The sequence below is a fragment of the Mesorhizobium sp. M5C.F.Ca.IN.020.32.2.1 genome, from assembly GCF_004023105.1.
Lineage (GTDB): Bacteria > Pseudomonadota > Alphaproteobacteria > Rhizobiales > Rhizobiaceae > Mesorhizobium > Mesorhizobium wenxiniae.
This window is the reverse complement of record NZ_RZSX01000324.1, coordinates 1-6,487: the sequence shown is the minus strand read 5'-3', so window position 1 is coordinate 6,487 and position 6,487 is coordinate 1. Positions and strand designations below refer to the sequence as shown.

Genomic DNA, 6,487 nt, shown 5'->3' with positions numbered 1-6,487 from the left:
ACCGTCAGCCGGTCGTCGAGAATTCCTCCCGGCTCGCCGGCGCCTTGCGAAAGCGTCGAGCGAAGCAGTTTCAGCCGTTCCAGACGGCCGCCGATTTCGGTCTCGCACCATGCGCCGGGAAAGGGCGACAGGCCGCGAATATGATTGTGGACTTCGCCCGCAGGCCGCGTCCAGTCCATGCGCGTCTCCGCTTTATCGATTTTTTTGGCGTAGGTCACCCCCGCCGTCGCCTGAGTGGTAAATGTCAGGGTATCCCGTTCCAGCCGTGCCAGCGCTTCCGCCATCAGCGCGGCGCCAATGAGCATCAACCGATCGTGCAGGTCGCCGGCCGTCATATCGGGTCCGATGGCGCATTTTTCGACCATGGCTACCGGGCCGGTGTCCAGGCCTTCTTCCATCCGCATGACCATCATGCCTGTCTCGGAATCGCCGGCCATGACGGCGCGCTGGATGGGGGCGGCGCCGCGCCAGCGCGGCAACAGCGACGCGTGACCATTGAGGCAGCCGAGCAACGGCGCCTCGAGAATGGGTTTGGGCAACAGCAATCCATAGGCGACGACCACGGCGACATCGGCCCGCAAGGCGCGGAACACCTGCTGCTCGACCTCGCTTTTCAGCGACACCGGCGTCCGCACCTCGACGCCCAGTTGCTCCGCCTCGCGCTGAACCGGCGACCGCATCAGTCCCAGCCCGCGGCGACCGGCGGCGCGCGGTGGCTGTGTATAGACGGCTTCTATCTCATGCCCGGCTTCCGCGATCGCCCGCAGCGTCGGAACGGAAAATTCGGGGGTACCCATGAAGATGACGCGCAGGGGCATTTTGCGCCTATCCCACCACCTTGCCCGGCGCCTTGTTCCCTGCCTTGTCCCTGGCGAGCTTCTTGAACTTCTTCACCACCATGTCGCGCTTCAGCTTCGAAATGTGGTCGATGAACAGAACGCCGTTGAGATGGTCGATCTCATGCTGCAGGCAGGTCGCCATCAGCCCTTCGGCCTCGATCTCCTGCAGCTTGCCGTCACGATCGAGATATTTCACCCGCACGGCGGCGGGGCGCTCGACCTCGGCATAGTAATCCGGGATCGACAGGCAACCCTCCTCGTAGACCGAGCGCTGATCGGCGCTCTCGAGGATTTCGGGATTGATGAAGACATGCGGCGCCGGCGTCTCGTCTTCCTTGGCGAGGTCAACCACCAGCATGCGCAGCGGTTCGCCGACCTGGATCGCCGCCAGACCGATGCCCGGCGCATCATACATGGTCTCCAGCATGTCGTCGGCCAGTTTGCGCAAAGCGCCGTCGACACGCTCGACCGGCCTTGAAACCTGGCGCAGGACGGGATCGGGAAGGATGATAAGCGGCTTGATCGACATGGCGTCTCACCTAAGACCTCGAATGAAAAGCGTCAACCGGGGCATTTGCAGCGCCGTTCACGTTTTGATCTGTCCCGTCAGGCCGAATCATCTATGCTGTCCAATATGAACGAGTTGACCACCATCCTGTCCGAACCGATCGCCCGGCTCGGCGCCACCAGGATCACGCTCGGCCACGCATTGGCATTCGGCGCGATCCTGTTCCTCGGGCTGTTCGTGGCGCTCGTCGTCGCGCTGTGGCGCTCGGCCAAGGCGCGTGCAGTGGCTGCCGCCGAAGCTGCCGACCACGCCCGCGACGCCGAGGCGCGGATGGCCGGTATCTTGCAAAGCCAGGCCGAGATGCAGGGCCGCATGGGCGCCATCGCCGAAGTGTTCGGGGCGCGGCAGGCCGAACTCACACAGTCGATCGGCCAACGCCTCGACGCGATGACCGGGCGTCTCGGCCAGACCATGACCGAGCAGACGAAATCGACGCATGAGAGCCTCGCCAAGCTGCAGGAGCGGCTGGCGGTCATCGATACGGCGCAGGGCAACATCCAGTCGCTCGCCGGCCAGGTCGTTCAACTTCAGGCGATCCTCTCCAACAAGCAGACGCGCGGCGCCTTCGGCCAGTCGCGCATGGAGGCGATCGTCGCCGACGGCCTGCCGCACGGCGCCTATGAATTCCAGGCGACCCTGTCGAACGGAAGCCGGCCCGACTGCCTGGTGAAGATGCCGAATGGGGCGCCCGCACTTGCCATCGACGCCAAGTTTCCGCTGGAAGCCTGGAATGCCATCCGTGCCGCCGAAGGCGCCGATTTGCAGAAGGTCGCCGCACAAGCGTTCCGGCGCGATATTGAGGTGCATGTCCGCGATATTTCCGAAAAATACCTGATCCAGGGCGAGACGCAGGACACCGCCTTTATGTTCGTTCCGTCGGAATCGGTATTCGCCGAGATCCACGAGAATTTCGAGGGGATTGTCCACAAAGCGCACCGCGCCCGAATAGTCATCGTCTCGCCGTCGCTGCTGATGCTGTCGATCCAGGTCATCCAGGCGATCCTCAAGGACGCCCGCATGCGCGAGCAGGCGCATCTGATCCAGGGCGAAGTCATCCGGCTGATGGAGGATGTCTCGCGCCTCGACGAGCGGGTGCGCAAGCTGCAGAGCCATTTCGGCCAGTCGGCGAAGGATATCGACGACATCCTCGTCTCGACGTCGAAGGTGACCAAGCGCGGCCAGAAGATCGAGGCGCTGGAGTTCGGCGCGCAGCCGACGGAGGAAGACGCCGGATCGGCCGGGACGACACATGGGACCGGCGCGAGGGCCGAAGCAGGCGCACGCGTCGCGGACTCCAAGACCGGCCAGCTAAGGCTAAGGGTGGTCGAAGGCGACGACTGAGAGGCTACTGCTCCTCCACGATCGTCGTGCCTGCGAATTCCGGCAGCCAGTGCAGCGCCGAGCGGTGCCAGATCTGTTTTCTCGGGATCAGTTGTTCGCGCTGTCGCGCCGTGCCGACCCTGATGCCGTAGACTTTCGGCCCGTCGCCGACCGACGTGGCATAGAGATGCGAACCGCACTCGCCGCAAAAAGCCTGGGCGCGCCTGGCGCCGCTCGGTGCGGTCTTGATGTAGATCTTCGGCGTGCCCTTGGTGATCCGGTAGTGGTCCTCCGGCGCCGGCACGGTCACGCGGAAGGCCGTGCCCGTCAGTTGCTGGCAATCGGTGCAGTGGCAGATACTGGTCTTTTCCGGATCGACTTCCGCCTCGTAAGTGATGGCGCCGCAATGGCACCCGCCGTCGATCTTCATTTTCATTCCTCCCAAAATTCGTTCGGCAATGCTTGAGCGAGGTGCGCCCGTTTGGACACATAGTATGGGGCGAGCGCCGCGTAGATCACTTTCGGGACCCGCCATGCGCCGCCATGGTGTACCGCATCGTTTCCATCCGCTGTGAGCCTATCGATCCATGCGCCGAAGCTCCACACGCAGCACAACGCACGAGCCGTCCAGTCGTTCAAAGCGATAGGCCAAAGCCCTAGAGAGTCGGACAGTGGCTTTGAGCGTTCCTTCTCCAAGCGTGAGAACAGTCCAGTTGGCCGGGCGCCGCAGGATACGCTTCGCGGGATACTTTCTTTTCCGAAGCGCTCTCCGGCCGCAGAAGTCTCAGCCTTGCCGGAGGTGAACTTCTGACCCTGAGCCGTTATCCCGGAGCGCATTCGGGGCCCCATTTGCGACACCCCCTTCACTGATTCACTGCCCGTCTAGTGCGCTGTGAGGTGGGGCTTAGCAACAACCGCTCAAGGTCGGTCGTTGTAGGGCTGACGTGTTTTCATCGAGCCAAGACTGACGCTAGTACCTTGCCGGGAATGAGCTATAATTCAGATGCTAGTGACTGCCGGGCGCTTGCACAATGGCTGGACTGGGTGAACAGATTGCGCGTCAGCAGCGCACCATGGGACCGCTCCTGGTAGCGGCAGTGGTCATCGGCCTTATAGGTCTGCCCGTCGCAGCCTGGCTCGACCTGCGAGACCTATCGGAACGGATGCTGCGCACGCAAGCCAGCGAAATCAGCCGGATCATCGACGAAATGCGCGGATTCTACGGCAGCGAAGTCGTGGGACGCGTGCTGCAAGCAGACGACGCCGTGACCGCGACGCACAACTACCGGGACGTGCCAGGCGCGATCCCTATTCCAGCAACCCTCTCGATCGAACTCGGCAAGCGCATCAGCGCTCACGACGGGTCCGTCAAATATCGGTTCGTCTCGGATCTACCTTTCAAAGGTCGCGACCCCCATCAGCTCGATGCATTCGAGCGGAATGCAATCTTTGCTTTGCGCGCCAACCCGAGGGAGCCGATCATCGAAGTCTCGGGTTCGCTGTTTGACCGGCACGTCCGCGCCGCAGCCCCGGTTGTAATGGGACAAGTCTGTGTGACCTGCCATAACTCACACCCGGACAGCCCCAAGACGGACTGGAAGGTTGGGGATGTCCGAGGGATCCAGGAGATATCAGTCAATCAGCCCATCGCTGCGAACGTCCTCGCTTTCAAATATCTGCTTCTATATTTCGGCTTCGCGGCGGCGGCGGGCCTGACGTTCATTCTCCTGCAGCGTCGTCAGTCCGCCTTGGTTCAGGGCATCAATAAAGAGCTTTCCGAGGCAAACGACTTCCTGGCCGCGATTTCATTGAAGATCGCCAAATACCTCTCGCCTCAAATTTACAAAAGCATCTTCAGCGGCCAGAAGGACGTCACCATCGCGACCGAACGCAAGAAGCTCACGATCTTTTTTTCCGACGTCAAGGATTTCACCGCGATCGTGGAACGGCTCCAGCCCGAGGACCTGACGGTTCTCCTCAACGAGTATTTCACCGAGATGTCGACGATCGCGCTCAAACACGGCGCCACCGTCGACAAGTTCATTGGCGACGCGCTTCTTGTGTTCTTCGGAGACCCCGAGACGCAAGGCGTCGAGGAAGACGCGAGAGCCTGCTTGCGCATGGCTGTCGACATGCAGCGCCGGCTGGAGCAGTTGAACAGGGTGTGGCGTGACCGCGGAGTTGAACGGCCCTTCCAAGCTCGCATGGGCATCAACACGGGCTATTGCAATGTTGGAAACTTCGGTTCCGATGATCGGATGGACTACACGATCATCGGAGCCGAAGCGAACTTGGCGGCCCGTCTGCAGTCGATTGCCGAGCCCGGCGGCATCTGCCTCAGCTATGAGACTTACGCGCTCGTCCGCGACCTTGTCCGGGCGCGTCCGTTAGCACCGATTGCCATGAAGGGGATCAGCCGGGAGGTTGTCCCCTACGAAGTCGAGGGCCTCCTGGGTGAACTGGCCCAGCGCCCTCAGGTCATCAGCGAGCACGCGACTGGCCTCGACTTGTTCCTCGATGTTGAGAATCGACGAGAACGGGTCGAGCGGGCGAAGAAACGACTTTCGGAGGCGCTCCTGGCCTTAACCATCCGAAGCAAGCCCGCCGCTTTTTAACGTCTGATTCTGGAAATGCGCGAAAACGTACCGAATTGGGTGCGGTGCTGGGGCGCAACACAGCGATAGGCAGGAACTTCCGAGCGGGAAGAACCGACCGACCAACCAATTGAAACAGGGCGTGACCGCACTTGCGGCGGTCTCGCGAGGAAGAGAAACGCGGCACCGGAAGGGTCCTCATGTGGGGCGCCGTGATCGCCGCTTTGCTTTTTGTTGCGCTAGTGGCCGTGTTCGTTCTCGGGCCGTTCTGGTCTTAGCCACCATGGTCGAATGAAGCCCGCGCCCCCACGGGGGTAAGGACAGGCATCGCGAAACGGATGTGGAGAGAACGCCACATGCAGCAACCGAACAACCCGCCGCACATCGTGCCGGTGCGGAGGCGCGCATGAGCGCGGCCCTACTGATGCCGCGCGAGCCGGTGCATGGGTGCGTTTGCTTCGGCCAAACTAGCCAGCGCTTGCTCGACTTTTTGAGCCGAGGCGTCAGTGCGCTTGATGTGCCGGATCATTTGCTGCCTCAGCCGCGCGAGCCTTTCGGCGCGATATACATCGCCGTATCTCGCAGTTTCAAGGTGGAGGGTCGCGAGCCTCATGGGCGACGAATCCGATTATCTAGCAGTAGAATTCGCGAATCCGCCTTTCGTTCCGATGTCCGACCTTACCCTCGCAAAGGCTGGCCGGACGGCCGCGACGAATGAGCCGCATCCCTGCCAAAAGAGAGATCGTCCGCTGATGGTGCTCAGTCGACCGCGGGTCCAACCAGACGGTAGCGGAAGTGATTGCGGATCTGTTCGTTGAAGAAGCCCTTGGCGAAGGCGGCTCGGAACTCGGCGAAGGTCTCCGGCGGGCACGTCCTCAAACTGGTAGCATTTAACGCTGGCCACGAACCACACCGAGAGGACTTTGCGCTCCGGATCGTATTCCGTTTTGTGTATCGAGGTGGACGGCATTACGTGACTACTCCGATCAGGGAGAGAGTCCATCTGAAGTTGCCTGCGCCCCACGGAGGGGAAGGACGCGGGCTGATCGGGAGGGACACCGATCTCGCAGCATTGGTTCACAGGAGAAGATGCTGCAGGAGCCGAACCCCCTCCCCGAGCTGGTGTTCCGTATGGACGTCAAAAAAAGCCCGCCGCACCTTTCGGC

Annotated in this window: 6 protein-coding genes; 2 read left to right on the top strand and 4 right to left on the bottom strand. The window is 61.9% G+C overall.

What is annotated here, in order from left to right; translation table 11 throughout:
• The coding region (gene fmt, locus EOA86_RS17430; RefSeq protein WP_206630054.1) for a methionyl-tRNA formyltransferase at positions 1 to 812 on the bottom strand (812 nt) is incomplete at its 3' end.
• A 13-nt stretch (positions 813 to 825) separates the two neighbouring features.
• Positions 826 to 1,368, bottom strand: coding sequence for a peptide deformylase (gene def, locus EOA86_RS17425; protein ID WP_128342785.1), 543 nt, complete (start codon positions 1,366 to 1,368; stop codon positions 826 to 828).
• Positions 1,369 to 1,473: 105 nt separating this feature from the next.
• On the opposite strand from def, the gene EOA86_RS17420 reads away from it, so the two are divergent.
• On the top strand, positions 1,474 to 2,748 hold the full coding sequence (locus EOA86_RS17420; RefSeq protein WP_127208582.1) for a DNA recombination protein RmuC: 1,275 nt from the start codon (positions 1,474 to 1,476) through the stop codon (positions 2,746 to 2,748).
• Between the two features lie 4 nt (positions 2,749 to 2,752).
• Here the strand turns inward: EOA86_RS17420 and EOA86_RS17415 are convergent, their stop codons facing one another.
• On the bottom strand, positions 2,753 to 3,157 hold the full coding sequence (locus EOA86_RS17415; protein ID WP_029347257.1) for a GFA family protein: 405 nt from the start codon (positions 3,155 to 3,157) through the stop codon (positions 2,753 to 2,755).
• Positions 3,158 to 3,758: 601 nt separating this feature from the next.
• On the opposite strand from EOA86_RS17415, the gene EOA86_RS17410 reads away from it, so the two are divergent.
• Positions 3,759 to 5,342 carry an adenylate/guanylate cyclase domain-containing protein gene (locus tag EOA86_RS17410; RefSeq protein ID WP_128342783.1) on the top strand — a complete coding sequence of 528 codons (1,584 nt, stop codon included), beginning with the start codon at positions 3,759 to 3,761 and terminating at the stop codon, positions 5,340 to 5,342.
• A 607-nt stretch (positions 5,343 to 5,949) separates the two neighbouring features.
• Here the strand turns inward: EOA86_RS17410 and EOA86_RS40380 are convergent.
• The gene (locus EOA86_RS40380; protein WP_245497301.1) at positions 5,950 to 6,291 is read right to left on the bottom strand and encodes a KTSC domain-containing protein; all 342 of its coding nucleotides are present in this window, start codon (positions 6,289 to 6,291) and stop codon (positions 5,950 to 5,952) included.
• Between the last annotated feature and the right edge of the window lie 196 nt (positions 6,292 to 6,487).

Excerpts from the sequence above, each read along its gene's own strand:
- EOA86_RS17410 (WP_128342783.1), top strand. The coding sequence starts at position 3,759 with ATGGCTGGACTGGGTGAACAGATTGCGCGTCAGCAGCGCACCATGGGA.
- def (WP_128342785.1), bottom strand. The coding sequence starts at position 1,368 with ATGTCGATCAAGCCGCTTATCATCCTTCCCGATCCCGTCCTGCGCCAG.
- EOA86_RS40380 (WP_245497301.1), bottom strand. The coding sequence starts at position 6,291 with ATGCCGTCCACCTCGATACACAAAACGGAATACGATCCGGAGCGCAAA.
- EOA86_RS17415 (WP_029347257.1), bottom strand. The coding sequence starts at position 3,157 with ATGAAGATCGACGGCGGGTGCCATTGCGGCGCCATCACTTACGAGGCG.
- EOA86_RS17420 (WP_127208582.1), top strand. The coding sequence starts at position 1,474 with ATGAACGAGTTGACCACCATCCTGTCCGAACCGATCGCCCGGCTCGGC.